The sequence below is a fragment of the Bacillus sanguinis genome (genome assembly GCF_018332475.1).
Taxonomy (GTDB): Bacteria; Bacillota; Bacilli; order Bacillales; family Bacillaceae_G; genus Bacillus_A; species Bacillus_A sanguinis.
Map to the genome: position 1 here is coordinate 32,866 of NZ_BOQB01000031.1, position 26,541 is coordinate 59,406.

Here is a 26,541-nt window from a genome sequence, read left to right on the forward strand (position 1 = left end):
ATCGTTTATCTTAACCGCCACTATTACGAGAATACCTCTAAACAAGCACTTCACACTTCTTAAGCCATATCCTTTTGAAATGCCTCTAACGCAATATGAACAGTCTCATCTGGAATAGATACGACATTCACTACCCCATATTCCTGCATTAGCACCATATGAATTGCTCCAGCATTCGCTTTCTTATCTTGTTTCATCAACTGGACGAGTCGCTCTACATTCAAATCACTTGGCATTTTTGGATAGCCGTACTTTAAGAACCACTGCTTCATCTCTTCATAGGAAAGATCAACCTTGTACACTTGCTCACTTAAAAACAAGGCAAATAACATTCCAACCGCTACTCCGTCACCGTGAGTAATATTTCCATATCCTAGCTCTTTTTCAAGAGCATGGCCTAACGTATGTCCAAAGTTCAAATGAGCACGTACACCTTTTTCGGTTTCATCTTGTGCTACAATATTTGCCTTTACAGGAATCGCCTTCGTTAATATATGGATTAACTTTTCATCACGAAGGTCTGCTAATGTTTCCACTTCTTCTTTTAGCCAATGATACAGCTTTACATCACCAATAAGAGCATGCTTTATCACTTCTGCATAACCTGAACGCCATTCATTTTCAGGAAGAGACTGTAAAAACGGTGTATGGTATACAACTGCTTCTGGTTGATGGAATGCCCCTATCATATTTTTACCTAACGGGTGATTAATCGCTACTTTCCCACCTACAGCGCTATCGTGAGCTAATAAAGTCGTTGGAACTTGAACGAAGCGAATTCCACGCATAAACGACGCAGCAACAAAACCAGCTAAATCCCCAATCATCCCGCCTCCAAGTGCAATAATTAAAGAGTTTCTATCTAATTTATTTTCAAGAGCTGACGTATGAGCCGCATAGAAATTTTCAAAAGACTTCTCTTTTTCGCCACTTGGCACAACGAATGAAAATACGTTTTGCTCTACTTGCAATGCATCTATAACTGTCTGTAAATGGAACGATGCAACAGCTTCATCTGAAATGATCATAATGTTTGATACAGATGGCTGCATATTTTGAACGATTGTTGTCAAATGTGACAACGATTCTTTTCCTACGTGTACATCATATTCTTTTGATTTCGTTTGAATATGTATGTTTCCCATTAAAATCCCCTCGCATATTCATTATGTTTCTCAATATTTTCACGAATAAGGTCCATACGATCTAATCCGAATTGTTCAATTAAAGCTGTCGCTAATTCCCAAGCCACAACCGCTTCTGCAACGACACTAGCTGCTGGAACAGCACAACTGTCTGAACGTTCAATGCTCGCTGTAAAAGGCTCTTTCGTATCAATATCTACACTTTGAAGAGGTTTATATAGTGTAGGTATCGGTTTCATCACACCTCGCACAACAATCGGCATTCCAGTTGTCATACCGCCTTCTAGTCCACCTGCGTTATTCGTTCTTCGTGTATATCCACGCTCTTCATTCCACAGAATTTCATCATGAACTTCACTTCCCGGTCTATGTGCTGCTTCAAAACCAATTCCAATCTCGACACCTTTGAAGGCATTAATGCTCATAATTGCGGCTGCTAATTTTGCATCCAGTTTTCTGTCATAATGCACATAGCTACCAACCCCAATTGGCATTCCTTCCACAATTACTTCAACGATACCACCAATTGAATCACCATTTGCTTTCGCATCATCAATTGCTTTTATCATTTGGTTACCAGCTTCTTCATCTAAGCAACGTACAGGTGATGATTCTGTAATGCTTTTTAATTCTTCAATTGAACTATACGTAATTTCCTTAGCCTGTACACCACCAATTTCAATTACATGACCCGCCACTGTAATACCAAGTTCTGCTAACACTTTTTTAGCAACCGCACCAGCAGCAACACGCACTGTCGTTTCGCGTGCTGAAGAACGTTCTAGTACATTTCTCATATCTCTATGACCATATTTAATCGCACCATTTAAATCAGCATGTCCAGGTCTTGGCTTTGTTACTTTCCTTTTCATTTCTTTTTCTTCTTGTTCCGTTAAAGGCTCTGCACCCATAATTTTTGTCCAATGTGCAAAATCACAATTTTCAACAACAAGTGCAATTGGGGAACCTAATGTCTCTCCATGTCTAACACCACTTACAATTTGCACTTGATCAGTTTCAATTTGCATGCGTCTACCACGCCCATACCCCTTTTGCCTTCTACCTAACTCTTCATTTATATCATCCGCTACTAAAGGCAGGCCTGCCGGAACACCTTCTATAATCGTTGTAAGTTGTGGACCATGAGATTCACCAGCTGTAATATATCGCATACGTTATTCCTCTTTTCGTATATGTATTTATCCCGCTATATTAAGCAACGATATTATCTTTCCTTACTCTAAAAATATAAAAGAAATTATATAATACATCAGCCATTCGCTTATCCTCCGATAGGCCTTTTACTTTACATATCAATATATCATAACAGCTCTAACTTCGTAACTAATTGCAATAAAAAAAGTGCAAGAAGAATACCCCTATTCTCCTTGCACTTTCTACTATTATCACAGTTATTAAAGCGTTTACAAATTATTTCAAAATAATTAGTAAATCCATTCATTCATTAATTTTGAGTAGTCAACTAATTCTTCTTCTTTAAAGAAAATAGCAATCTCGCGCTCTGCACTTTCTAACGAATCAGAACCGTGGATAATATTTTTCGCAACAGTTACACCGAAATCTCCACGAATTGTTCCAGGAGCTGCTTCATGTGGTCTTGTTTTACCCATCATGTTACGAGCTGTATCTACTACACCTTCACCTTGCCATACCATTGCGAATACAGGGCCAGATGTAATAAAGTCTACTAATTCACCAAAGAAAGGTTTCTCTGTGTGCTCAGCATAGTGTTGTCCAGCAATTTCCGGAGTGACTTGCATTAATTTTGCACCAACTAATTGAAAGCCCTTCTTCTCAAAACGAGCTACAATTTCCCCAATGAAGGCACGTTGTACACCGTCTGGTTTTACCATTAGAAATGTTTTTTCCATAAAAAATCTCTCCACTTCTGAATTATGTATGTAATTGTATATCCCCACACACATATTAACACCCTTATCACAATTGTGCAATAGTTTTGAAATAGAGAGATTATTTTATTTTTTAGAAAAAACACTAAAATTTTCGTTTTCCAATATACTTTGCTACATTTTGTAATGCATACTTCGCTTGTCCACGTGGGAGTGGTTTTATAATTTCTAATGCTTTATGTAAATAACGTTCACTAAACGCAAACGCTTTATCAATAGCGGCACTATTCTTTACATCCTCAATAATTTCTTTCATTTCGTCCGCTGTTGTATTTTCATGTACAGATATAATTTTCTCACGAAGTACTGGATCTTCCATTGCATATAGGGCAGGAAGCGTAATATTCCCTTGTAGTAAATCTCCGCCAGCAGGTTTTCCAAGCTTCTCTTCTGTAGAAACGAAGTCTAAAATATCATCAATAATTTGATACGACATCCCTACAAAATACCCATACCAAAATAGTCGATTTACTGTATCACGATTAGCACCAGCAGCAATCGCTCCTAGTTGACAACTCGCTGCAATTAACAATGCTGTTTTTCGCTTTATTCTTCTTAAATATGTTCGTAAATTTTGGTCATAATTGTATTTATCTTTAATTTGTTCAATTTCACCTTTACAGACTTCTAAAATGGTATGCGATAGCGCCTGATGCGCCTCTGGAATTTCGATATTTGTTATACATTCAAGAGACTTAGCAAACAAATAATCCCCTGTATACATAGCAATTCGATCTCCCCATTTCGCATTCACAGTTGCACTACCACGTCGTAAAAATGCAGCATCAATAACATCATCGTGAACAAGAGAAGCCATATGAATAAGTTCTAACGCAACAGCTACATGCTTAATCGCATCTAACTTATAATCTCCAAATTTCCCCGCAAGTAACACAAATACAGGACGAATTCGCTTCCCACCAGCTTCAATAAGTTGCAATGCCGCCTCTTCTACCAATGGCTGTTCAGAAGCAACTGTCTTTTTTAATTCTTTTTCTATCACATTAATATCCGATCGTAAAAAAGAGTACATAAGTTGTAACTTCATATTGTTCACCTTAACCTAAAACTTCTTTTTTCTATTTTGATTCTGGTTTAATACCTAAATGCATCGCTGCTACCCCAAAAGTAAACGGCTTCACTTGTACACGTTCAAGTCCAGCTTTTTCAAACATATTAGCCAATTCTTTCATACCTGGGAATGTACTAGCAGATTCTTGCAGCCATGAATATTCTTTATAACTTTTCGCAAATAACTTTCCAAATAACGGCATGATATATTTAAAGTATAAAGTATACCCTTGTCGAAAACCAATCATTGTTGGTTGAGATGTTTCTAAACAAATTACTTTGCCACCTGGTTTTACTACACGTGTCATTTCTTTTAATACGTGCATATAATCCGGTACGTTACGTAAACCAAATCCAATCGTTACATAATCAAATGTGTTATCTTCAAATGGAAGTTCCATTGCATTCCCATGTAGAAGTTCTACTTGTTTTAATTGTAACGCCTCTACCTTTTGCTTACCGACAGATAACATATTTTCACTGAAGTCTAAGCCAACAACTTTGCCTTGTTCACCTACCGCACCAGCTAGTGCAATTGTCCAGTCCGCTGTCCCGCAGCATACATCAAGTGCTTTACTACCTGGTTTTACATCCATAATGCGCATCGTCTCTTTACGCCAAGCTTTATGTTTTTGAAAACTAATTACAGAATTCATCACATCGTATTTATCAGAGATTTTCTCAAATACATCATGTACTCTTTCTTCTTTTGATTGTTGCATGCTCGTACCTTCTTCCAATGTAAAATTGCTTATGTCTTCGATTTATCTCTTAACACAGAATTTATTTCACTTATATCTGTGTGATTTTCTAAAAATTGATTTTCTTTCTTTTCGAGTTCCATCATCCATCCATTAATAAAGGCTTCTTCATCCGCTTTATCGTTCAAAATCTCTTGAACAGCTTGAAAAACAGGTGAATGTCGTTTATCAGCGTATAGTTCACATTCTTTTTGAAGACGATTTTTCCCTAGTACATACGTTATAAATGGCTTCCAATGCGATAAATGAAAATGATCACATGTTTTTTGTAAGAGTGCAGACTCAATCGTTACTACACTTTCCATTATGTCATCCATCGTTTTATGCGCTTTTTGATATAACATTATTTTGTGTTCATTAATTTCTTTAATTCCTTCGGCAAGCGCACGAATTAAAACAATATCACGATTCATAGACAATAAGTAATAATATAACCCACTATAGTAATCACCAGCAAGTACTGTTAACTGGCGACGTTTATGCGATTCAACAGCTTCTTCCCCTGCCTTATTTGATACTCTTTCATGTGTATCAAGCGCAATTTGAACAAGCATAATCGTTACTACATAATGCTCAATTTGTTCTATATGTAATTTTGCACTTTTTAAAGCACCATATAACAATGCTATTTTCTCTTCATCAATATATGGTTCTTCAATATAGTTTATAAAATAAGGATGGCGCAATTTCTCCATCAATTTCTCTCTTATACCCGCATACCCTCCGTAGATGTCACACACAAAAATCACCCTTGTTTTCTAATTCATAAAACTTATTATAACACATACATTCTATTTTCTATAACCAAAACTTGGCTACTCTTTCCAAACTTCCACCAAACGAAATAACATCTTTCATTCTTACAAGTAGTCTTTCTATTCTCAATCTGTCTTGCTAAAACTATATCATTTATTTACATAAAAAAAAAAGAAAAGCAGTTTCCTACTTTTCTTTACTTCGTTTTAATAAAAGATAAAATTTCACTACGTGCCGCTGCATCGTTTTCTAATACACCACGTACTGCTGTTGTTACTGTTTTCGCACCTGGCTTTTTCACACCACGCATCGTCATGCACATATGTTCCGCTTCTACTACTACCATTACACCGTGCGGCTCTAGTACTTCCATAATAGAGTTCGCTACTGTTGATGTAATACGTTCTTGTAGTTGTGGACGACGTGCAATTGTATCTACAGTACGAGCTAATTTACTTAACCCTGTCACTTTTCCGCCTTGCGGAATATATGCAACGTGAGCAACTCCATAGAATGGAACTAAATGATGCTCACACATCGAATAAAACGGTATATCTTTTACTAGTACAAGCTCCTCGTGATCTTCTCCGAACACTTTATGCAAATGTTCTTTCGGATCTTCATGCATACCCGAAAACACTTCTGCGTACATTTTTGCAACACGCTTTGGTGTATCAAGTACTCCCTCACGATTTGGGTCATCTCCGATTGCCTCTAAAATAAGGCGTACTGCATGTTCAATTTGTTCTAAATTAACTTTTGCCATCCGCTAGCCCTCCCGAAAACCTAAAAGTGATACGAACACATTCTAGCATATTTATGTTTTTAAAAGCAAAAAGAAGAGTTCCCAAAAAGGAAACTCTTCTTCCCTGTTAATATGTAAGGATTATTTAACCGCATCTTTTAACGCTTTACCAGGTTTGAATGCAGGTACTTTACTTGCAGCGATTTCAATTTCCTCACCTGTTTGTGGGTTACGACCTTTACGAGCCGCACGCTCACGAACTTCGAAGTTACCGAATCCGATCAGTTGTACTTTATCACCTTGTTTTAAAGCTTCTAAGATAGAATCAAAAACAGCGTCTACTGCTTTTGTTGCGTCCTTTTTAGAAAGGGAACTTGCTTCTGCAACAGCATTGATTAAATCTGTCTTGTTCATGCCATTCACCTCCTCCCAAAGATAAGACTGTATAATGATCATAAAATGAGTCTTACTTTCATTTGTAGGCAATTTTTGCAAATTCTATACTACAAAGATGTAGATAAATCATTATCAACGCCTATATTATACGATTCTCCTTTATAATTCAATATTTTTAAGGAAATTGTTACTCTTAAAATGTGAAAATCTGATGAAACTTGACAATTTACAACAATATATTAGATAATGACTGTTTATTTTTCTATTCCATACGCAAAAATCAAAAAAAATCCCTCTACGATGAGAGGGATTTTTTCTTATAATATAATCGCAATTAATCCGCCAGATCCTTCATTAATAATTCTTTCTAGCGTTTCTTTTAATTTATATCTCGCATTTTCTGGCATTAAAGATAGTTTCGCTTGAATACCTTCTCGTACAATAGAGCTAAGCGAACGTCCGAATATATCAGAATTCCAAATTGATAATGGGTCATCTTCAAAATCTTGCATTAAATAACGAACTAGTTCTTCACTTTGCTTCTCAGTACCAATGATTGGCTCAAACGTTGACTCCACATCCACTTTAATCATATGAATAGACGGAGCTACAGCTTTTAATTTCACACCAAACCTTGAACCGTGACGAATAATTTCTGGCTCATCTAAGCTCATATCAGCTAACGCAGGCGCCGCTACACCATATCCTGTTTGCTTTACCATACGCAGGGCATCCGCCACTTGATCGTATTCTACTTTCGCATGAGATAAATCGAGCATAAGCTTCAATAAATGATCTTTCCCTCGGATTTCTACTCCTACTACTTCTTTTAAAATTTGATCGTACAACTCATCCGGTGCATATAAGTCAATCTCTGCTACACCTTGCCCCATATCAATGCCAGCTAGGCTCGCTCGATCAATAAATTCATACTGACTAAACTGCCAAACGACGCGGTCCACATCACGAAGACGTTTTATATCCTTCACAGTCTCTTGAACAGCTTCTTGATAACTTTGACGTAACCAATGCCCTTCATTTAGCACCATCACCCAGCTAGGAAGGTTCACATTCACTTCTAAAACAGGGAACTCAAATAACGCCTCTCGAAGCACATTGTACACATCTGTTTCTCTTAAACTTTCGACACTCATCGCAATGACTGGAATATCATATTCTTCAGATAAACTTTGGCGCAATTGCTCTGTATCTGGATGATACGGCTGTACAGTGTTGATGATCATAATGAAAGGTTTTCCCACTTCTTTTAACTCATTTACTACACGTTCTTCTGCCTCTATATAATCTCTTCTTGGAATTTCACCAATCGTTCCATCTGTTGTAATTACAACACCAATTGTTGAATGCTCTTGAATTACTTTACGTGTGCCGATTTCTGCAGCTTCATGGAATGGAATAGGCTCTTCATACCAAGGAGTATTAATCATGCGCGGGCCATTCTCATCTTCATAGCCTTTCGCTCCTGGAACCGTATATCCGACGCAATCTACCAATCGAATATTCACTTCAAGACCTTCATCTACTTCGATAGAAACCGCTTGGTTTGGAACAAACTTCGGTTCCGTCGTCATGATTGTACGACCAGCAGCACTTTGAGGCAGTTCATCCTGCGCCCTTTGACGGTCAGACTCATTCTCAATATTAGGAATAACTACAAGTTCCATAAATTTTTTAATGAATGTTGATTTCCCTGTTCGAACAGCTCCTACAACTCCAAAATAAATATCACCGCCTGTGCGTTCCGCAATATCTTTAAAAATATCTACCTTTTCCAAGTGATTCCCTCCCTCAATATTTTTGGGAATAATTCCACGTTTATAGTCAACTAATACCTTCTCTAACGTTGCCTATAATATCTGATATAATATAATGGTATTCTAGAAGTTCGGACAATATATCATATAATTTTGTCCAATTTCATATGACTATTAAAAAATACCTTTTGTTTGCATCACAAGTTGTGTAACATAAAAAACCTTTCTTCTAGAACTTATTCACTAAAAGAAAGGTTCATGACTTATGATTTTAAAAAAATTGGTTCTCCATTCTTTACCGTGTACGGTAAAGAATACGCAGGTACAAACGGAGAATCTTTCGAAAGTATATTCCGAATATCTTCCCCCTCCTTAAATTGCCCTTCATTTTTTTTCAACGCTTCATATAAGTCGATTCGATAATCAACATAAACTTCTCCCTTTTCATTGATTACAAAAGGAAGTCCTTTACCAGAATACGGACTTGTCACTTGCGGCACATCTTTATATCCTAGTTTTTTGAAATCTAATTCATACACACCATCTGAAATTACCTTTTTAAAAGGTGGGTATTGATGTTCATCCCGATACATCCTAAGCTTTAATGATAACTCCTGAATTTGTTCAGCCATCCTAACATCAATTAACTTTACTGTTGGGTTTGTTTCAACATCTATTAATACGTATTGATATACTCCTCCGCTTTCATACGCGTTCCCTGGCGCTTCTTGTATGTAACGCGGAGCAATCTTTTGAAAATCGATTGGATACTTTTGATAAATAGGCGTATTCATCTCCCGAGTCTTAATTGGTAATATCCCATCATTTTGCTCCTTAAATGTCGCAACGGCTTTTTGAACGACCTGTAGCTGATCTTCATAAGGAACAGCATTTTGTTTCATATTTTCTTTCGGATACAGACATCCCGTTAAAAGGCTCATACAACAAAATATTAAAATAATATGTACTTTTTTCACTAAAAATCACCTTTTCATACTAAATATGACTTGCTCCGTATGTTGCATTTTCGAGACTACTCCCTTTACTGCTGTACAGGTCCACTAAATACTACAAGAAAAATAACAATTCCTGACACAATCATAAGGGTGTAGGCTACTAATGCTGTAATCCCTTTCAATAATTTATTCTTTATTTTATATCTACTTAGTAAAATAAAACTTACTGCAAAAAACATAAATCCAATTGCTCCTAAAGCAAACCACATTTTTAAAAGCCCTTCTGACATATACACACCCCTTTTTATTAATCTATTTTTATACTATTTTAACAAATTAAAATCTTTAAACAAATACAAAAAGAACATTTTACTACAAATTACGAATATATAGCTTGAATCAACAGTTTTTTTCGCACCTTTCACTACTCTAGACAAAAATAAAACCGAAGCGAGTGTATCTCTCGCTTCGGTTGACCAAATATGCCCAAACAGCTCTATTCCCATACTTTCATAGCTATCATATGCAATCTACAAACTCTTTGTTTCTCATATTTTATTTTTTAAACATTTTGCTTAACGAACCAAAATCTGCCGGCATATTATTGTTAATAATCGCTTTTACAATTTGATCCTCTTGTTCTTTCGGCACTTCACGTCCTGCCATAAGAGCCACTTGATGAATCAATTGACGAAGCACAGTCTCATCACGTAAATTCGCATTTTGTACAGATGATGCTAATTTAAAAATATCTTCTTTATTCACTTTTGCTTCTTTTTCAATGTTATTAAAAATGTTATTATCCATCCTTTTCACCCTCTCCTCAAGTTACTCTTTATCCTATGCAAAAATAAAAATATGGTGAAAAGACCCAAAAAAATAAAAAGCGACAGAAGTACGAATGTACTTCTGTCGCTTTTCTTTACAGTAAGTCAGGTATAGCTTCTACTTCATGTTTTCGAACACGTCCCATTAATGAGCCTACTGCATCTTTTACATCATTCCCATTAAATAGCACGTCATATAAAGCGGCTGTAATCGGCATTTCCACTTCCATTTTCTCTGCCAATTCATGAGCAGCTTTCGTTGTTCTTACACCTTCGACAACCATACCCATGCTTTCTAACACTTCTTCTAAAGAGTGTCCTTTTCCGAGCATATTCCCAGCGCGCCAATTTCGGCTATGGACGCTTGTACAAGTTACAATTAAGTCTCCCATACCAGTTAGACCAGCAAACGTCAACGGATTTCCGCCCATTTTTCTTCCTAAACGAGCAATCTCTGTTAAACCACGTGTCATTAATGCCGCTTTCGCATTATCACCTAATCCAAGTCCATCAGTTATCCCCGCAGCTAATGCGATAATATTTTTTAACGCACCACCAAGCTCAACTCCAACGATATCTGGATTTGTGTATACACGGAAGTAGCTATTCATAAACAAGTCTTGTACTTCCTCAGCCGCTTCCATACGCTTTGCTGCAGACGTAACAGTTGTCGCTTGACGTAAACCAACTTCCTCAGCATGACTCGGTCCAGATAGTACAACAACATCTTTAATCAAGTCCTCAGGAATTTCTTCCTCAATCACTTCCGAAATACGTTTTGACGTACCAGGTTCAATTCCTTTACTTGCATGAATCCAAGTAGTCGGACCTGCTACATATTTTTTCATATCTTGCAATACTTCTCTATACGCTTTCGTTGGTACTACAAGAAGTACTACATGTACATCTACTAATGCTTCTTCTAAAGAAGAGTAGGCTACGATTGTGCTTGGCAATGTAATTCCTGGAAGGTATCGACTATTCTCATGTTTTGTATTAATCTCATCCATAAGTTCAGAACGATTTCCCCAAATACGTACATCATGCCCATTGTCAGCTAATACCATCGCTAACGCTGTTCCCCAGCTACCTGCTCCAACTACTGTGATTTTTGTCATAAAATCACATCCTCTCCATTAGTCTCTTGCTCTAGCGATAATGTGAATCGGCGTTCCTACAAAGCCAAATGATTCACGTAAACGATTCTTTAAGAAGCGCTCATACGAGAAGTGCAATAATTCTGGATCGTTTACAAATACAACAAATGTTGGTGGTTTTACCGCAACTTGTGTTGCATAGAAAATCTTCAGACGACTACCGTTATGCGTTGGCGTTGGGTTCATCGCTACCGCATCCATAATTACATCATTTAATACATTCGTTTGAATACGGATACTGTGACTCTCATTTACCTCATCGATAACCGGAATTAACGTTTGTGTACGTTTTCTCGTTTTCGCAGATAAGAACACAATCGGTGCGTACTCTAAAAATTGGAAGTGAGCACGGATGTTTTCTTCAAATGCTTTCATTGTTTTCTCATCTTTTTTCACTGCGTCCCATTTGTTTACAACGATCACAACAGCTCGCCCTGAATCATGAGCATATCCAGCGATTTTTTTATCTTGTTCAATAATTCCTTCTTCACCGTCTAAAACGACTAAAACAACGTCAGAACGTTCAATCGCTCTTAGTGCACGAAGTACACTATACTTTTCTGTACTTTCATACACTTTTCCTTTTTTACGCATACCAGCTGTATCGATAATTACATAATCTTTTCCGTCTTTACTATATGGTGTATCGACAGCATCACGAGTTGTTCCTGCTACATTACTAACAATTACACGCTCTTGACCAAGAAGAGCATTTACAAGTGATGATTTCCCTACGTTTGGACGTCCAATTAAAGAGAAACGAATTGTATCTTCATCATATCCGTCTTCTTCAATCTTCGGAAAATGCTGTGCAGCTTCGTCTAATAAATCACCTAATCCTAATCCATGTGTACCTGAAATTGGGAATGGCTCGCCAAATCCTAATGCATAAAAGTCATATATATCACTGCGCATTTCAGGATTGTCCACTTTATTTACCGCAAGAACAATTGGTTTTTTAGAACGATATAAAATTTTTGCAACTTCTTCATCCGCTGCTGTTACACCGTCACGACCATTTGTCATAAAAATGATAACATCTGCTTCATCAATCGCTACTTCAGCTTGTTGACGAATTTGTGTCAAAAACGGCTCGTCTCCAATATCAATTCCACCTGTATCAATAATGTTAAATTCATGATTTAACCATTCTCCAGCGCTATAAATACGATCGCGCGTTACACCTGGAATATCTTCTACGATTGAAACTCTCTCTCCAACAATTCTATTGAAAATAGTAGATTTCCCTACGTTCGGGCGGCCTACTATTGCTATTACTGGTTTCGGCATATACTTTCATCCTTTCAACTTGCTTCTGTTTATTATGTAAAAAACCCTTCTTTGTGCAAGAAGGGATTTGCATTCCAGAATATTTCTCAACGTATCAAAACACCTCACATTATAACACACGTTGCTAATGTTTCACAATAATATATACATTCTCTTGTAAGCGATGCGCAATACCATCTAAAATTGCCTCTAAATTATTTGCAACAAATTCTAATTCCTCTGTCGATTCACAAGTAAACAAAGGGGCACCACCAGCAAATTTCTCCGGCGCTGTTGTAATAACTGCAAGAATTACACTTTCTAACATCATCTTTTATCTCCCCTTCCTTTCGGGGCTTCCGATGACATATGAACAGCACTTTCTAACGTCGGTACATTCCCTATGACACCTATCGCTTTCTCTGCATCTTGATCTTGTGGCAAGACAAAGATCCCAACCCTACCATCTTCTAAATCACGTTTTGCTAACGGCACAAGCGCCGGCGTACCAGAATCTCTATAAATCCCTAAAGCGACAGAAACATCATGTAAAATAGCCTGTCGTTGCCCTAAGTTTGAGATTGTCACCATCGCATCAATTGATTTTGGCCTTAAAATAAAGCCCATTCCATATTTCATAATCTCCTCTTGCCTTGCTGGTAATCCAATATTCATAATGTAAATATTATCAATATACAACCCCGCTCCTTCAAAACGAAGTGGAACATGCTCGATATCAACAAGATCATGTAACCTTCTGCCTGACATTAATTTTTTCGCGATAAAAAATGCGATTATAGCCATAATTACTCCAGCAATCCATGAATGGAACCCTATATACGCAAACGTCGTTGCAAACGACGTTAACATCGCCAAATAGTTGCGACTTTCAAAAACCAATGCAATTCCTTCAATGTATGTATTTCCACGCGGTACGAGCTCATATCCATCTAATTGTTGAAGTGTATTTCTTTCCATATTACGCACATCACGAAACTGTGTTGCTGCTAACGTCAGAAACGTAATGGCAGAAAAATCTTTTTTCAAAATTGATGGAATTGCAATTGCACCTAAAGCCGCTGCAATTAACCCCATCGCAATGTGAATAATTTTCCCGTGGAGCCTCGTCGGATATTGCCGCGTATCTGTCCTAAGCATTAACACTCTCGTTACTGTCCCCGCTATTACGCCGCATAAAATGGCCGGTGTATATTCAGTCATGTATTACCCTCGCCTTTCTTTTACGTGTTTTCCTCTTGAACTGTTCCATATATACTGATGCTTTCGCAATCCAAAACAAAATTGCCATAAAAAATGTAGAAACGGCGACGATATCAAAAAACGCTAAACTACCGTAATCATACGGAAAATGTAGTTTCCGAAAAATAAACGTCACTAATAATTCTCCCTGTAACATTCCTATATAAAGAGAACATAATCGTAGTATGCGATCTTCATGTAATAAAACCGATGCATACACAAGGACACTACTTAACAAAAACAACCTGTCCACTACAATCCAAATTGGATCATATACTTCTAACAGATGAAAACTTGTATATAACATTGCAATAATAAGTGCCGAAAGTAAGCTATATAATTTTTTCCAAATAGAATAGAGCGTGATTCCTATAAAAGCTACAATACAAAGCAAAAGTGCATTTACTGATACCATGAATGAAGCAATCGTTACATGTAACGGAGAGCAAATAATAAAAATCAATATACAGGCGCTTATCTTCCAACGTATAGAATCCTTTTTCATAAGAAAAGTTACGATAACCCACCCTATCCAAGCTACAAAATAAAAAGTACTCCCTTCCATCATTTCACCTCCTATGTTTTCCATTATGGGAACTTTTTATGAAAGTTAATCCACTTTCTTCGCGCATAGTTTTTTCATATAACAGCAACACTTTTAATAAGGAGGTGCTATTCATTATGGGTAAAGATCGCCAAGAACGAAAACTAAGAGAATCACGCCGCGTTGAATCTGACCGTGACCAATCACTACAATATCCGGGTGCAACTGGACTAGATACACCAGAGCAAGCTCGCAAACAGAATCAGCACTAATGAATACAAAAAGACGGTTTCGATATTGTACGAAACCGTCTTTTTCATTTTTACTTATATCAAAATAACATTTCACATATAAATCTTTCTAGGATTTATTTTTACCTCCACCTATTTTCTTTGACAAAATTAAACCCTTTCCAATAATTTATCCGTACAATATCTTCATTTTTCAGCCTCTATTTCAGTCGCAATTTTCACAAGCTAATGTTTATACACATAATAACAATTTTATTTTGATAGAATATTAATTCATTCCTCACTTTATATTACTAAAAAAGAACAAAAAACAAAAAAACCAACCAAACGGTTGATTTTTTATCTTCTACTATAATGCGTAGTATCAATTCCACGCTGCGTTAACCAATGATACGTTTCGCCCTTTACAACAAGAGGTACAGACTGTAACTCTTCTATCGTCTTCGCACCGAGAGCTGTCATAATAAATTTCAAATCTGTATGTAAAAGATCAATTTCATCCACTAACTTCTCGATACCATCTTGCATTAAAATACGTAAAAAGTATCCAGCAAACGCAGTTGTATTCGCCCCTAATGCGATTGCTTTCGCTACGTCAAGCGCTGTTTGTATACCCCCAGATGCAATAAAAGAGAGGTTATTATTTGTAGAGGTTGCTTCAATAATCGAGGTTGTTGTTTGTATGCCCCAGTTATTAAAATAAGAAAGCATTCGCTGTCTTCTTTCATTTTCAACAGCAGCAAAATTTGTACCACCTTGTCCGCCAATATCAATTGCGGTTACACCTATGCTCGCCAACTGTTGCATTGTTTCCTTACTCATCCCAAATCCAACTTCTTTCACAATGACAGGAACTTTACTATTTAAAACAATTTTCTCAATGCGCTGAAGTACACCAGTAAAGTCACGGTCTCCTTCTGGCATCGTTAACTCTTGTATGACATTTAAATGAATTTGCAATGCATTCGCTTCAATCATATCAACGGCACGCTCTGCCTGTTCGATAGTTGCCTCACTACCTAAATTAGCAAAGAAAATACCATTTGGATTTACCTTTCTGATAATCTTATAAGAAGCAGCCTCACTTTCATCTTTTAACGCCGCCATTTGCGAACCTACAGCCATAGCAAGATTATGTTGTTTTGCTACATATGCTAATTGCTCATTAATATGTAACGTTTTCTCTCCTCCACCACCAGTCATCGCATTGATAAAAATCGGCGAACTTAGTGAAAGTTCGCCGATTTTTGTTTCACATGTTATTGTGTCATAACTTGAATTTGGCAAGCTTTGATGCACAAAATCAATATCATGAAAGCCATGCGCACGAGACTGACCAGTAGAAAGAGCGTATTCAATATGATCTAATTTACGTTTTGCCCTTACCACTTGTACCCCTCTTTATTTCTTTAATTTTTTCAGTTGTTCACCAATAATATCACTTAATTGGAAAGTAGCAGAATCAGCATTTGGTTCATACTGACTGTAATCTTCAATTACATTATTTTCCTCAAGCGCTTCTTTTATACTTAAAGAAATACGTTTCTCTGCTACATGGACTTCAAGCACTTTCACTTTTACTTCTTGTCCCATTTCCAATACTTCATTTGGATTTTTCACGTGACGATTTGCAATTTGAGATACATGCACAAGACCTTCAACGCCAGGTAAAATTTCAACGAATGCACCGAATGTAACAAGACGTTTTACTACTCCCTCACGAATATCGCCAGCTTTTATTTCTCCAGCAACATTTTCCCAAGGTCCCGGTTGAGCTGCTTTAATGGATAAAGAAATACGTTGTGTATCAGCATCAACAGATAATACCTTTACCTTTACCTTTTGACCTTGCTCTAATACTTCAGAAGGTTGCTCTACACGTTCGTGCGAAATTTGTGAAATATGAACTAAACCGTCCACACCACCAACGTTAACGAAAGCACCAAAATCCGTTAATCGTTGCACTGTTCCTTCAACAACGTCTCCTTCTTTTAATGAAGAAATCGCTTCTTTTTTCTTAGAATCTAGTTCTAATTCTACTACTGCTTTATGCGAAAGGATTACACGATTTTTTTCGCGGTCTAATTCAACAATTTTCACGGCTAATGTTTTGCCTTTATAGTCAGTAAAATCTTCTACATAATGTACTTCTACAAGTGAAGCTGGGATAAAACCACGAACACCAAGGTCCACAACTAATCCACCATTCACGATATCTTTTACAGTCACATCAAATACATGACCAGAAGTAAATTTCTCTTGTAATTCTACCCATGCTTTTTCTGCATCAACAGCACGCTTAGATAAAACAAGATCTTCTTCTTCTAATTTAATAACCTTTAATTCTAGCGTTTGATCTAATTCTACAACATCGCTTGCTTTTTCAATATGAACGTTAGCTAATTCACTAATTGGAATTACGCCATCTGTTTTGTATCCAACATTTACAAGCACTTGTTTCTCTTCAACTTTCGTTACAGAACCTGTAACAACGTCACCAACTTGTAATTCTTTTGAATCCATAACTTCTTCATTCATTTTCTCTACCATGGAAATACCTCCCTACAGAATTGACAAAGCATTTTTTATGTATATACGAAATGAAAACAATTGTTTTCATTTGCATGTTTAAGAATTTATCATCACATACTCAGTTTTCATACATTTCACTAGAAAATATATTAAACCTATATAAATAGTATACAGCAAAATCACCTTGAAGAAAGTATGTTTTGAAATATAATAGCGAATATATTCTGAAAGTTTTATCTCTCTTTTACTAACTTCTTACAAATACGATCATTTGTCAAGGAAAGAGACTCACAATTCACGTATCCTTTACATTTCTATACAAACAAAAAAAGAAAGAGGCTATCCCCTTCCTTTATTTCGCAAACACTCCTGAAACAATACTCATAATTTTTTGGACAACTTCTTCAATTGATAAAGAAGTTGTATCTAATTCCAATGCATCATCAGCTTTCTTTAGAGGAGAAACCTCGCGTTCTGAATCTAATTTATCACGCTGAGCAATTTCTTTTTTTAACTGCTCTAAATTAGAATCGAAACCTTTATTCATATTTTCTAAATGTCTTCTTTCTGCTCTTTCTTCAACAGAAGCAAGCATAAAGATCTTCACTTCAGCATCTGGTAACACATGTGTACCAATATCACGGCCATCCATTACAACGCCGCCTTTTTCCGCTAACTCTTGTTGACGACGTACCATTTCTTCACGAACAAGTCGATGTTTCGCCACAATAGATACTCGATTCGTCACCTCAGGTGTACGAATTACTTCCGAAACATCTTGTCCATTTAAAAATACAAGTTGTGTATTTTCTCCTTGTTGAAACTCAATATTTACATTCTTTACAACTTCCATTAACTTCTCTTCATTTTCAATGTCCACTTTTTGTTCAAGGGCTGCATATGTAATCGTGCGGTACATTGCGCCTGTATCAATATAAACGTAAGAAAGTTTCTTTGCCACAACTTTTGCAACCGTACTTTTTCCAGCAGCTGCTGGACCATCTATAGCAATTGAAATTCGTTTATCCATTGTAACACCTCATTTTTTCACTTATAAAACAAAACGAAAAGCAGGTATTCTCCTGCTTCTTCTCATTTGCTTCACGTCATTAAATCCTCAATTATTGTAGCATAATCCTTCATAGAAGAAAATGAAAACTACCTATTCACCTGTAAGATTTCTGCTTTGTTTTTTACCATGACACCTTCATAATAAACAATTTTAGATAAATATTTCACTGATGACTTATGTATAAATAACAATTGCACAACAAAAAGACAAATGAATTGTATTACTAATATACGAATAAAAATTTTCTCCATCTTTTTCAACGTAATTGCTACCTCCTATCTTATATTTACACATTTCGTTTCATGATTTTATACATCGTACATATAACAGCTAACTTTATTGTCATTTTCGAGGCATACTTTTATACATTTCCATTGTCGAATTTACTTAAAACATGTTATGTTCTAAATGTATTTTTTTACTTGAAAGGGGTATAAGCATTGAAAAGAATCCTAGTTTTACACACAGGTGGAACAATTGCAATGGAGGAAGATAAAGAAACTGGGGTCGTACAACCAGGTGAAAAAAATCCTCTTTTAAAATTTATTCCTGATTTAGAAGGCGATGTTGATTTAATCGTTGAAGATGTGTTCCATCTACCATCTCCTCATATGACACCGAGCGAAATGTTACAGTTACAAGTCATCATTGATGAAAGAGTAAAACAAGACAACATTCATGGCGTAGTCATTACGCATGGTACGGATACATTAGAAGAAACTGCCTATTTCTTAGATTTAACAGTACAAGCAACTATTCCGATCGTTGTGACAGGCGCAATGCGCTCTAGTAATGAATTAGGTGCTGACGGTCTATATAACTTCTTATCAGCTGTAAAAGTCGCTAGCAGTAATGAAGCCGCAGAAAAAGGCGTTTTAGTCGTATTAAACGACGAAATTCATTGCGCTACAAATGTAACGAAAACACATACAAGTAATGTAGCAACATTCCAGAGTCCACAATATGGACCAATTGGTATGGTAACAAAGCGCGGCGTTGTATTCCACCATGCTTTAGTACATCACGAAACATATTCAGTAAAAAAAGTTTCTAAAAATGTAGTCGTTCTAAAAGCGTACGCTGGTATGGACGATACATTGTTAGCAGCAATTGAAAATCTTCCAGTAGACGGGATTGTTATTGAAGCACTTGGACAAGGTAATTTACCTCCAAGAACACTTCCTAGTCTAGAACGATTAATAAATAAAGGAATTCCTGTCGTATTAGTTTCTCGCTGTTTCAACGGCATCGTTCAAGATGTATATTCATATGAAGGTGGCGGCAAACAATTAAAAGATATGGGGATTGTATTCACATATGGTTTAAATGCCCAAAAAGCACGTATTAAATTATTAGTTGCACTAGAGAATACGACTTCACATGAAACAATCCAAAATATGTTTATGCACGATTAAAAAAGAAGCTGTCGAAGTTTATTTCGACAGCTTCTTTTTACATCTCTCTTGTTGCAATGGTTTGCGCAATCGCATCTCCATGAAATCGACCATTCTCAATAAATATTTCATTTGCATTATTTCCAGCAGCGATTACACCTGCAATGAAAATATTTTCAGCGTTTGTTTCCATCGTATCCTCTGCATAAATCGGACGTCCTGTCTCCTCATCAATTCGAACACCCATCTTCGTTAAGAAGCTATGATCAGGATGGTAACCAGTCATCGCAAATACAAAATCATTTTGGATTGTATATGCCTCATCATCAACTGTAAACGTTAACGTATGTTCAGTAATTCCCTTCACGTGAGCCCCGAAATGCATTTGAATTGTGCGGCTTCGTACTAATGCCTCAAACTCCGGCAAAATCCACGGCTTTATACTTGGTGAATACTCACTTCCGCGATATAGTACCGTTACACGTGCACCTGCTTTAACAAGTTCTAACGCGGCATCTACACTCGAATTTTTTCCACCTATAACTACTACATCTCGATCAAAATAAGGATGCCCCTCTTTAAAATAGTGAGCTACTTTCTTCAATTCCTCACCTGGAACATTCATATAATTTGGATTGTCATAATATCCAGTTGCTACAACAATATATTTCGCTATATATATTTCTTTACTTCCGTCACGCTTTGTCGTCTCAACATGAAAAACTTCTCCATCTTTTTGAACTTTCTCCACTCGCTCAAAAGCATTTACACGTACAGATTTACGCTTTACTACTTCACGATAATACGCAAGCGCTTGATTTCGAACTGGCTTACGATTTTCCGTAATAAAAGCTACATCACCAATTTCTAATTTTTCACTAGAAGAGAAAAATGTTTGATGAGTTGGATAATTATAAATCGCATTTACAATGTTTCCTTTTTCAATTACTAACGGATTTATCCCTACCTTTTGCAACGAAATTGCTGCTGCTAATCCGCACGGACCGCCTCCAATTATGATAGCTGTTTCTTTCTGCATACCCGGCTCACTCCTAGTCTTCTACCAATACACTATTTATAAAAACAAGAAAAAACCTACTTACAGCAGTAGGCACCTATCTTTATTGTATTCATTTTTCATATATTTGTCATCTAAACGAAACGTACATCCGATAGACATCTGCTAAAAACTGCTGAAATTTAATACCTTGTTTCCCTAATACATTTTCAGGATCAATCTTTCTAGCTGGGTCAAGGGTTTTATGTGATACGATAGCTTTTTTCGGATTCAAGCCGAAGTTTTGGCATAAATACGCATGATACCACGTAAAACGGGTATACGCTTCCCAAAAGTTAACATCACCACCATAACAAAGTTCCACTCCAATGGCCGCCTTATTCGCATCATAACCATATAAGTCATTATCCGTCGACACACCATATCGAACATGGTAGGCCACTTCATTTATAGGAACAATTTCCAATATTGTTTTATCATCTATAAATGTATGTGCCGAAGCTTTCGGTTGTATTTCATTAAAATAATCCCGATTCCCTATCGCATTGCTACCAGGGTTCCCCGTATCATGACTTACAATAAATCTTACTTTAGAGAGAGGAATTCCCGGTCGTGAACTTCCATATCCAATATAGTTACGCTCTATAGGAAACATCGCCATTACTACCAACTCCCGATTTAGAAGATTACCTTACTTCTTTATATATGTATTCGGTAGCAATGTCCTTATCGCATATTTCTTACGCGAAGAGAAAATCGAAAATATTCGATGTGAACACCATAAATAATAAAATACTTACAGCAACACCATAAAAACCGTAAAACCAAACACAATCTTCTTTCGTATCTAAACCGAAAAAATTATTTACTGATTGTAATAATGTGCCACGCTTACTTTGTTTGTTTCTTAATACTTCCACTCGTTCTACAACATCTGCTGGCATCATAAATCTTTGGTCTACTGTCATTTTCATCATTTATCTCTCCTTAAAATCATTTCCGTTTTGTTTATCTAAGGAAAGTATAGCACATTTGTTCGTGTAGAACAAGCGTTCTTTTATTTTTCTTTTTATTTTTCAGCAAACGAAGTAAGAATCGTGATTACAAAGGCGATAATCGGCCCTACTACAACCGCACCAAATATTAAAAACAGCAGTCCTTCCCCAAACACCCGAACGATACTTGTTTTTTCGGATTTCGTCGTTCTCGCTAGTTCTCCCTCTAACCTCTTAACCTTTTCTTCTAATTGTTCTACTCGTTCCATCATTTCATTTTCCATATACAACACCTCGCTCTAATACTTCAACAAAAAAACGTGATTCCCTCGAAAGGAATCACGTTTTCTCACGCTATAATATTATACCCAACCTCTGAAGCGACTTGCTTCAGCCATTTTACGAACACCGACCATATACGCTGCTAAGCGCATGTTCACTTTACGAACTTGTGCTGTTTCATAAATAGAATCAAATGACCTTACCATTACTTTTTCTAAACGTTGTTCTACTTCTTCTTCAGTCCAGTAGTAACCTTGGTTATTTTGTACCCACTCAAAGTAAGATACTGTTACACCACCAGCACTTGCTAATACGTCTGGAACAAGTAAAATGCCGCGATCTGTTAAAATTTTAGTTGCTTCTAATGTTGTTGGACCATTTGCAGCTTCAACAACGATTTTCGCTTTAATATTATTAGCATTCTCTTCTGTAATTTGGTTCTCAATTGCAGCTGGAACTAAAATGTCGCAATCAAGTTCTAATAATTCTTTGTTTGAAATTGTATTATTAAATAGTTTTGTTACTGTACCGAAGCTATCACGACGGTCTAATAAATAATCAATATCTAATCCGTTTGGATCATGCAATGCACCGTAAGCATCCGAGATTGCAATAACTTTCGCGCCTGCATCATGCATAAATTTAGCTAAGAAGCTTCCAGCATTACCGAATCCTTGAACAACAACGCGTGCACCTTTAATATCAATGTCGCGTTTTTTTGCAGCTTCACGAATACAAATTGTTACACCTTTCGCTGTTGCTGTTTCACGTCCATGTGATCCACCTAATACAAGTGGCTTACCTGTAATAAATCCTGGTGAATTAAATTCATCGATACGGCTATACTCATCCATCATCCATGCCATAATTTGAGAGTTTGTGAATACATCTGGAGCTGGAATATCTTTCGTCGGTCCTACGATTTGACTAATTGCTCGTACATAACCGCGACTTAATCTTTCTAACTCACGGAATGACATTTCACGTGGGTCACAGATAATTCCACCTTTACCTCCGCCATATGGTAAATCAACAATACCACATTTTAAACTCATCCAGATTGAAAGTGCTTTCACTTCGTTTTCTGTTACATTCGGATGGAAGCGAATTCCACCTTTCGTTGGACCAACAGCATCATTATGTTGTGCACGATATCCTGTAAATATTTTAACAGTCCCGTCATCCATACGAACTGGTATTTTCACTGTCATCATACGAATTGGTTCTTTTAATAATTCATATACTTCGTTTGGATAACCCAATTTTTCTAATGCTTCACTAATAACAATTTGTGTCGAATTCAATAGTTCAAAATGTTGTTCCCTTTGTTGTTGTGTTTTTGTTTGAGTTCCCTTTTCGGCTACCATAGTAAGTAAACCCCCTGTAATTTCACTTGTTTAGTAAACCTTCATTGCCTAGTATACACCGTTAAATTTGGAATGCAATAGAAAACGCTAACAAATATATACAAACCGTTTTTTGTTGCAAGCGTTTTCACTATCATTATAGTCTTTTTATTACTTTTAGAAAAGTAAAATACTTAAATATTTAAATATTTTTTATTTTATTTATATATAACACCTTAAGAAGATACTTTTAAGTAAAGTAAAGAACGCCCAAGTATTTATGATTCCCGCTATACCATTGATTATTTTGACATTGTCAGACCAACATTTTAGGGTTTCCAAATAAAAACAAAACCTTAGCTTTGTTATATTAGCTAAGGTTTTGTTTTTTCACAAAGTAATTGTGTATTTGTTCAATTGCTTGAGAAGCCATTAATTCTTTACCATACTCCATTAGACGATAAATAGTAGCTGTAGACGGATTACCATATTCTGCTAAAATGGCTATAAAATCTGCCTTCAGCAATTGAACTTGCTCCTCTTCTTCCATCCAAAGATAGAAGCGATTATCCCACGTGTATAGTTTTCCGCCAGTTACATCAAGGTTATATAAACGATTCGACAGGTTAATTACGTCGTCTAGTGTAGCAAACTCATAAAGTATATGCTCACTTTCATCTAGAGTCACTTGCATTTCAATAAACTCATCACGGAACTCATCATCTGTATCCACATCTTGATGTTCTTTCGTTACAATTACGACCATCCCTTGCGCTTGTAGAGAAAATACTTCAACTGCAATCGGACCATCCGCTTCAAATCCTAGTTCCTTATTTGCTTCTTGCATCATATCACGAAACAATTGCTGTACTTTCGGTGCATTTCTCCACAAATCTTCTTTCGTTAATCCTCGTTCAGATAAATCATCAAATGTTAAGAAAATTTTTATCTTATTGTAATTTAATCGTTCCAGCCTCATCCCATACCCTCCCTACGTAACCAATGAATATAATTTTTATTATATGAAATAGAAAATAGATGGTTCTTTTCGAACAACTATTCTAACATTTTTAACCAATCATCCCATTCTTCTTTCGTATCACCAATTAGGCTTGTTTGAATGTTCAACTGATCTCGAGCACTTATTTCTCCTATAAATCCAACTGAAAGGTTCTCACTTTTTTCTTGCAACAAATTCACGTAGTTCATGGCGTTCTTAAGTTCTCGCCCATCATCAAAAGAGACTACTACATATGTAGGTTGTATTTGCTCAACAGCTTGCAAAATACTATCTCCTGCTAAGCTTGACCTAATATATATCACCTCATATCCTTTTAAGCGTAAATACGTTGAGAAAACAAACCCTTTCAACATATTATTTTCTAACAAGACCACTTTGTGTATAGAAGAAAATGATGATGCATTATGATACACCATACCTAGACGAGTTTGTAAAAATGATACGCCATATTGGAATTGCATCATTGTAACTTCATTATTATTTTTTAACGTTAACAATTTATTTGACAGTTGAAGAACAATACTTGCTATAACTTTTTCTGTTGCATAAATACTAAAAGCCTCGTTTAACAATGTAGAAGTTGTAATTTCATCAAATTTTAACAAAGCTTGTAGTAAATCGTCCACTAAAACAACTTCTCTATCGGAATGTATTTCTTTTTGAACATTACTCTGCAAACGATTCCCTTCCAATAATTGAACCGCTTGTCCAATCATCATGCCGGAAGAAACCTTGTCCATTAACCATTTCAAAATTTGTATTTGCTCTTCTGTATATAATCGATGCCCCGCATGATTCCGCTTCGGGGCAATAATTTGATATCGTCTTTCCCATGCACGAAGCGTACTTGGCTGAATTCCAATTATATTCGAAACAGCTTTTATGTTATATTTCCCGTTTAGAGTCGGCATCATTTCCCTCCGCATAACGTAATAATATGTGTTTGAGCAGGTGCTCGGAAGCGAAGTGGAATCAAAGTTGTTCCATACCCATTACTAACAAATAGAGTCATATTTGAATGCTTATACACGCCACCTTTTAAATATTTTTTAGATGGGAATAATCGAATTTGTCCTCCATGTGTATGTCCACTTAACACAAGTGAAATTTGTTCTTTTCCAGACATTTTATTTATTATATCAGGGTTGTGGCTAATTAATATGCGAAAACCATCTTCTATGCAATCAGCCAACGCTAAATCTAAACGATCACGTTTCAAACCAACATCATCTACACCGAGTAAACAAATTTTCTCTCCTAATTCAGACTCAAATACAACTCTTGTATTATCTAAAACTTTCACATTATTTTCTAATAACAAAGCATCTAATTCATGATATTCAATCTCATAATCATTATTTCCCCATACAAAATATACAGGAGCTATCGCTCTTAACTTTTGTATATTTGCAGAGATTTTCGATAAAGGGACGCCTCTTTCCGCTAAATCACCGCCAATAATTACAAGGTCTACTTTTCCTTTTACTTGTTCAATTAATGAATTTGAAATGACTCTTCTATGAATATCAGAAATAAAAAACACCTTTACTTTTTGAAAACTTTTCGGAAATTCTTCAAATATTAAAGTATGTTCTAACACAGTATTACGCATCGCTTCTGTATACATTACAAGAAGAAATAGAATACCCATACATATGAGAGTACTTAATAAGATAATCCATATCATATATTTTTTACTCCCTTCCTCATAAAGATAATCCTCAGTTTTTATATTAAGTATGTTGCTAACTCTCCTGCTTTGTGGATTTATCTTTTATCGGAATTTTTATTTCTTGACCTACATTCACTTCATCTTCTTGTAAATCATTATACTTTTTAATCACTTCAATCCCAGTTTCATCTGAAAAATATTGCTTCGCTATACTTTTTAAAGTTTCTCCCTCTTTTACCGTATGCGTTACTACTTTCTCAGATGGTGCCTCAGACTCAGATTTAGCTGAATCAAAGAAAATAACCTCAAATGCACTTTTCCCAGCGTTATTACCATCACTTTTCACCTGTATATATTTATCTGTA

The 26,541-nt window shown here is 36.2% G+C and carries 32 protein-coding genes; 2 read left to right on the forward strand and 30 right to left on the reverse strand.

The window, feature by feature from the left end; genetic code table 11:
- Positions 1–59: 59 nt before the first annotated feature.
- From aroB to KI369_RS05105, 17 genes are all read right to left on the reverse strand, one after another.
- Positions 60–1,145 (reverse strand): 3-dehydroquinate synthase, encoded by a 1,086-nt coding sequence (aroB, locus tag KI369_RS05025; RefSeq protein ID WP_212955242.1) that lies wholly within the window; start codon positions 1,143–1,145, stop codon positions 60–62.
- The gene (gene aroC / locus KI369_RS05030) at positions 1,145–2,317 is read right to left on the reverse strand and encodes a chorismate synthase (RefSeq protein WP_212955243.1); all 1,173 of its coding nucleotides are present in this window, start codon (positions 2,315–2,317) and stop codon (positions 1,145–1,147) included. Before aroC ends, aroB begins: the two co-directional genes overlap by 1 nt.
- Before the next feature lie 273 nt (positions 2,318–2,590).
- The gene (gene ndk, locus KI369_RS05035) at positions 2,591–3,037 is read right to left on the reverse strand and encodes a nucleoside-diphosphate kinase (protein ID WP_000415885.1); all 447 of its coding nucleotides are present in this window, start codon (positions 3,035–3,037) and stop codon (positions 2,591–2,593) included.
- A 124-nt stretch (positions 3,038–3,161) separates the two neighbouring features.
- A complete protein-coding gene (gene hepT / locus KI369_RS05040) occupies positions 3,162–4,124 on the reverse strand; it encodes a heptaprenyl diphosphate synthase component II (RefSeq protein ID WP_212955244.1) in 963 nt (320 codons plus the stop codon).
- Between the two features lie 31 nt (positions 4,125–4,155).
- Positions 4,156–4,869, reverse strand: coding sequence for a demethylmenaquinone methyltransferase (gene menG, locus KI369_RS05045; RefSeq protein ID WP_212955245.1), 714 nt, complete (start codon positions 4,867–4,869; stop codon positions 4,156–4,158).
- A gap of 29 nt (positions 4,870–4,898) precedes the next feature.
- Positions 4,899–5,648: a heptaprenyl diphosphate synthase component 1 gene (locus KI369_RS05050; protein WP_212955246.1), complete on the reverse strand. Its 750-nt coding sequence runs from the start codon at positions 5,646–5,648 to the stop codon at positions 4,899–4,901.
- A 212-nt stretch (positions 5,649–5,860) separates the two neighbouring features.
- Positions 5,861–6,430, reverse strand: coding sequence for a GTP cyclohydrolase I FolE (folE, locus tag KI369_RS05055; RefSeq protein WP_001151482.1), 570 nt, complete (start codon positions 6,428–6,430; stop codon positions 5,861–5,863).
- Between the two features lie 120 nt (positions 6,431–6,550).
- The gene (locus KI369_RS05060) at positions 6,551–6,823 is read right to left on the reverse strand and encodes an HU family DNA-binding protein (RefSeq protein ID WP_001043860.1); all 273 of its coding nucleotides are present in this window, start codon (positions 6,821–6,823) and stop codon (positions 6,551–6,553) included.
- Positions 6,824–7,122: 299 nt separating this feature from the next.
- The gene (spoIVA, locus tag KI369_RS05065; RefSeq protein ID WP_000416522.1) at positions 7,123–8,601 is read right to left on the reverse strand and encodes a stage IV sporulation protein A; all 1,479 of its coding nucleotides are present in this window, start codon (positions 8,599–8,601) and stop codon (positions 7,123–7,125) included.
- A 242-nt stretch (positions 8,602–8,843) separates the two neighbouring features.
- Positions 8,844–9,557: a YphF family lipoprotein gene (locus KI369_RS05070; protein WP_212955247.1), complete on the reverse strand. Its 714-nt coding sequence runs from the start codon at positions 9,555–9,557 to the stop codon at positions 8,844–8,846.
- Positions 9,558–9,622: 65 nt separating this feature from the next.
- Positions 9,623–9,826 carry a DUF2768 domain-containing protein gene (locus KI369_RS05075; RefSeq protein WP_212955248.1) on the reverse strand — a complete coding sequence of 68 codons (204 nt, stop codon included), beginning with the start codon at positions 9,824–9,826 and terminating at the stop codon, positions 9,623–9,625.
- Between the two features lie 265 nt (positions 9,827–10,091).
- Positions 10,092–10,343: a stage VI sporulation protein F gene (locus KI369_RS05080; RefSeq protein WP_000369753.1), complete on the reverse strand. Its 252-nt coding sequence runs from the start codon at positions 10,341–10,343 to the stop codon at positions 10,092–10,094.
- 115 nt (positions 10,344–10,458) lie between these two features.
- Positions 10,459–11,481 (reverse strand): NAD(P)H-dependent glycerol-3-phosphate dehydrogenase, encoded by a 1,023-nt coding sequence (locus KI369_RS05085; protein ID WP_212955249.1) that lies wholly within the window; start codon positions 11,479–11,481, stop codon positions 10,459–10,461.
- An 18-nt stretch (positions 11,482–11,499) separates the two neighbouring features.
- On the reverse strand, positions 11,500–12,810 hold the full coding sequence (gene der / locus KI369_RS05090) for a ribosome biogenesis GTPase Der (protein ID WP_048527026.1): 1,311 nt from the start codon (positions 12,808–12,810) through the stop codon (positions 11,500–11,502).
- 124 nt (positions 12,811–12,934) lie between these two features.
- On the reverse strand, positions 12,935–13,120 hold the full coding sequence (locus KI369_RS05095) for a capping complex subunit for YIEGIA (RefSeq protein ID WP_061677809.1): 186 nt from the start codon (positions 13,118–13,120) through the stop codon (positions 12,935–12,937).
- Complete coding sequence (locus KI369_RS05100) at positions 13,117–14,010, reverse strand: YIEGIA family protein (RefSeq protein WP_212955250.1); 894 nt, start codon at positions 14,008–14,010, stop codon at positions 13,117–13,119. The genes KI369_RS05095 and KI369_RS05100 overlap by 4 nt, the downstream gene beginning before the upstream one ends.
- Positions 14,003–14,614, reverse strand: coding sequence for a YphA family membrane protein (locus KI369_RS05105; protein ID WP_212955251.1), 612 nt, complete (start codon positions 14,612–14,614; stop codon positions 14,003–14,005). Before KI369_RS05105 ends, KI369_RS05100 begins: the two co-directional genes overlap by 8 nt.
- A 116-nt stretch (positions 14,615–14,730) precedes the next feature.
- On the opposite strand from KI369_RS05105, the gene KI369_RS05110 reads away from it, so the two are divergent.
- Positions 14,731–14,865 carry a YpzI family protein gene (locus KI369_RS05110; RefSeq protein WP_000513900.1) on the forward strand — a complete coding sequence of 45 codons (135 nt, stop codon included), beginning with the start codon at positions 14,731–14,733 and terminating at the stop codon, positions 14,863–14,865.
- A gap of 318 nt (positions 14,866–15,183) precedes the next feature.
- Here the strand turns inward: KI369_RS05110 and KI369_RS05115 are convergent, their stop codons facing one another.
- The 4 genes from KI369_RS05115 to KI369_RS05130 all read right to left on the reverse strand — a co-directional run bounded on the left by KI369_RS05115 (position 15,184) and on the right by KI369_RS05130 (position 18,708).
- Positions 15,184–16,233, reverse strand: coding sequence for a type 2 isopentenyl-diphosphate Delta-isomerase (locus KI369_RS05115; RefSeq protein WP_212955252.1), 1,050 nt, complete (start codon positions 16,231–16,233; stop codon positions 15,184–15,186).
- 12 nt (positions 16,234–16,245) lie between these two features.
- The gene (gene rpsA, locus KI369_RS05120) at positions 16,246–17,394 is read right to left on the reverse strand and encodes a 30S ribosomal protein S1 (RefSeq protein WP_212955253.1); all 1,149 of its coding nucleotides are present in this window, start codon (positions 17,392–17,394) and stop codon (positions 16,246–16,248) included.
- Positions 17,395–17,728: 334 nt separating this feature from the next.
- Positions 17,729–18,406: a (d)CMP kinase gene (gene cmk / locus KI369_RS05125; RefSeq protein ID WP_144610560.1), complete on the reverse strand. Its 678-nt coding sequence runs from the start codon at positions 18,404–18,406 to the stop codon at positions 17,729–17,731.
- A gap of 128 nt (positions 18,407–18,534) precedes the next feature.
- Positions 18,535–18,708, reverse strand: a complete 174-nt coding sequence (locus KI369_RS05130) for a YpfB family protein (protein WP_186327128.1) — start codon at positions 18,706–18,708, stop codon at positions 18,535–18,537.
- A gap of 180 nt (positions 18,709–18,888) precedes the next feature.
- Between KI369_RS05130 and ansA the strand changes: the two genes are divergently transcribed.
- Positions 18,889–19,863 (forward strand): asparaginase, encoded by a 975-nt coding sequence (ansA, locus tag KI369_RS05135; RefSeq protein ID WP_071757508.1) that lies wholly within the window; start codon positions 18,889–18,891, stop codon positions 19,861–19,863.
- A gap of 37 nt (positions 19,864–19,900) precedes the next feature.
- Here ansA and KI369_RS05140 read toward each other — a convergent pair whose 3' ends face one another.
- From KI369_RS05140 to KI369_RS05180, 9 genes are all read right to left on the reverse strand, one after another.
- Positions 19,901–20,881 carry a YpdA family putative bacillithiol disulfide reductase gene (locus tag KI369_RS05140; protein WP_212955254.1) on the reverse strand — a complete coding sequence of 327 codons (981 nt, stop codon included), beginning with the start codon at positions 20,879–20,881 and terminating at the stop codon, positions 19,901–19,903.
- A gap of 109 nt (positions 20,882–20,990) precedes the next feature.
- Positions 20,991–21,521 carry a peptidoglycan recognition protein family protein gene (locus KI369_RS05145; RefSeq protein WP_212955255.1) on the reverse strand — a complete coding sequence of 177 codons (531 nt, stop codon included), beginning with the start codon at positions 21,519–21,521 and terminating at the stop codon, positions 20,991–20,993.
- A gap of 79 nt (positions 21,522–21,600) precedes the next feature.
- Positions 21,601–21,837, reverse strand: a complete 237-nt coding sequence (locus tag KI369_RS05150) for a DUF3961 domain-containing protein (RefSeq protein ID WP_097949100.1) — start codon at positions 21,835–21,837, stop codon at positions 21,601–21,603.
- A gap of 92 nt (positions 21,838–21,929) precedes the next feature.
- Positions 21,930–22,139, reverse strand: coding sequence for a hypothetical protein (locus KI369_RS05155; RefSeq protein ID WP_048527009.1), 210 nt, complete (start codon positions 22,137–22,139; stop codon positions 21,930–21,932).
- Positions 22,140–22,217: 78 nt separating this feature from the next.
- The gene (gudB, locus tag KI369_RS05160; RefSeq protein ID WP_000225171.1) at positions 22,218–23,504 is read right to left on the reverse strand and encodes an NAD-specific glutamate dehydrogenase; all 1,287 of its coding nucleotides are present in this window, start codon (positions 23,502–23,504) and stop codon (positions 22,218–22,220) included.
- A 349-nt stretch (positions 23,505–23,853) separates the two neighbouring features.
- Positions 23,854–24,462, reverse strand: coding sequence for a genetic competence negative regulator (locus tag KI369_RS05165; RefSeq protein ID WP_212955256.1), 609 nt, complete (start codon positions 24,460–24,462; stop codon positions 23,854–23,856).
- Positions 24,463–24,539: 77 nt separating this feature from the next.
- Complete coding sequence (locus tag KI369_RS05170; RefSeq protein WP_212955257.1) at positions 24,540–25,415, reverse strand: MerR family transcriptional regulator; 876 nt, start codon at positions 25,413–25,415, stop codon at positions 24,540–24,542.
- Entirely contained in the window at positions 25,415–26,191 is a 777-nt protein-coding gene (locus tag KI369_RS05175; protein WP_212955258.1) for a metallophosphoesterase, read from the reverse strand. The genes KI369_RS05170 and KI369_RS05175 overlap by 1 nt, the downstream gene beginning before the upstream one ends.
- A 58-nt stretch (positions 26,192–26,249) precedes the next feature.
- The coding region (locus tag KI369_RS05180; protein WP_212955259.1) for a LysM peptidoglycan-binding domain-containing protein at positions 26,250–26,541 on the reverse strand (292 nt) is incomplete at its 5' end.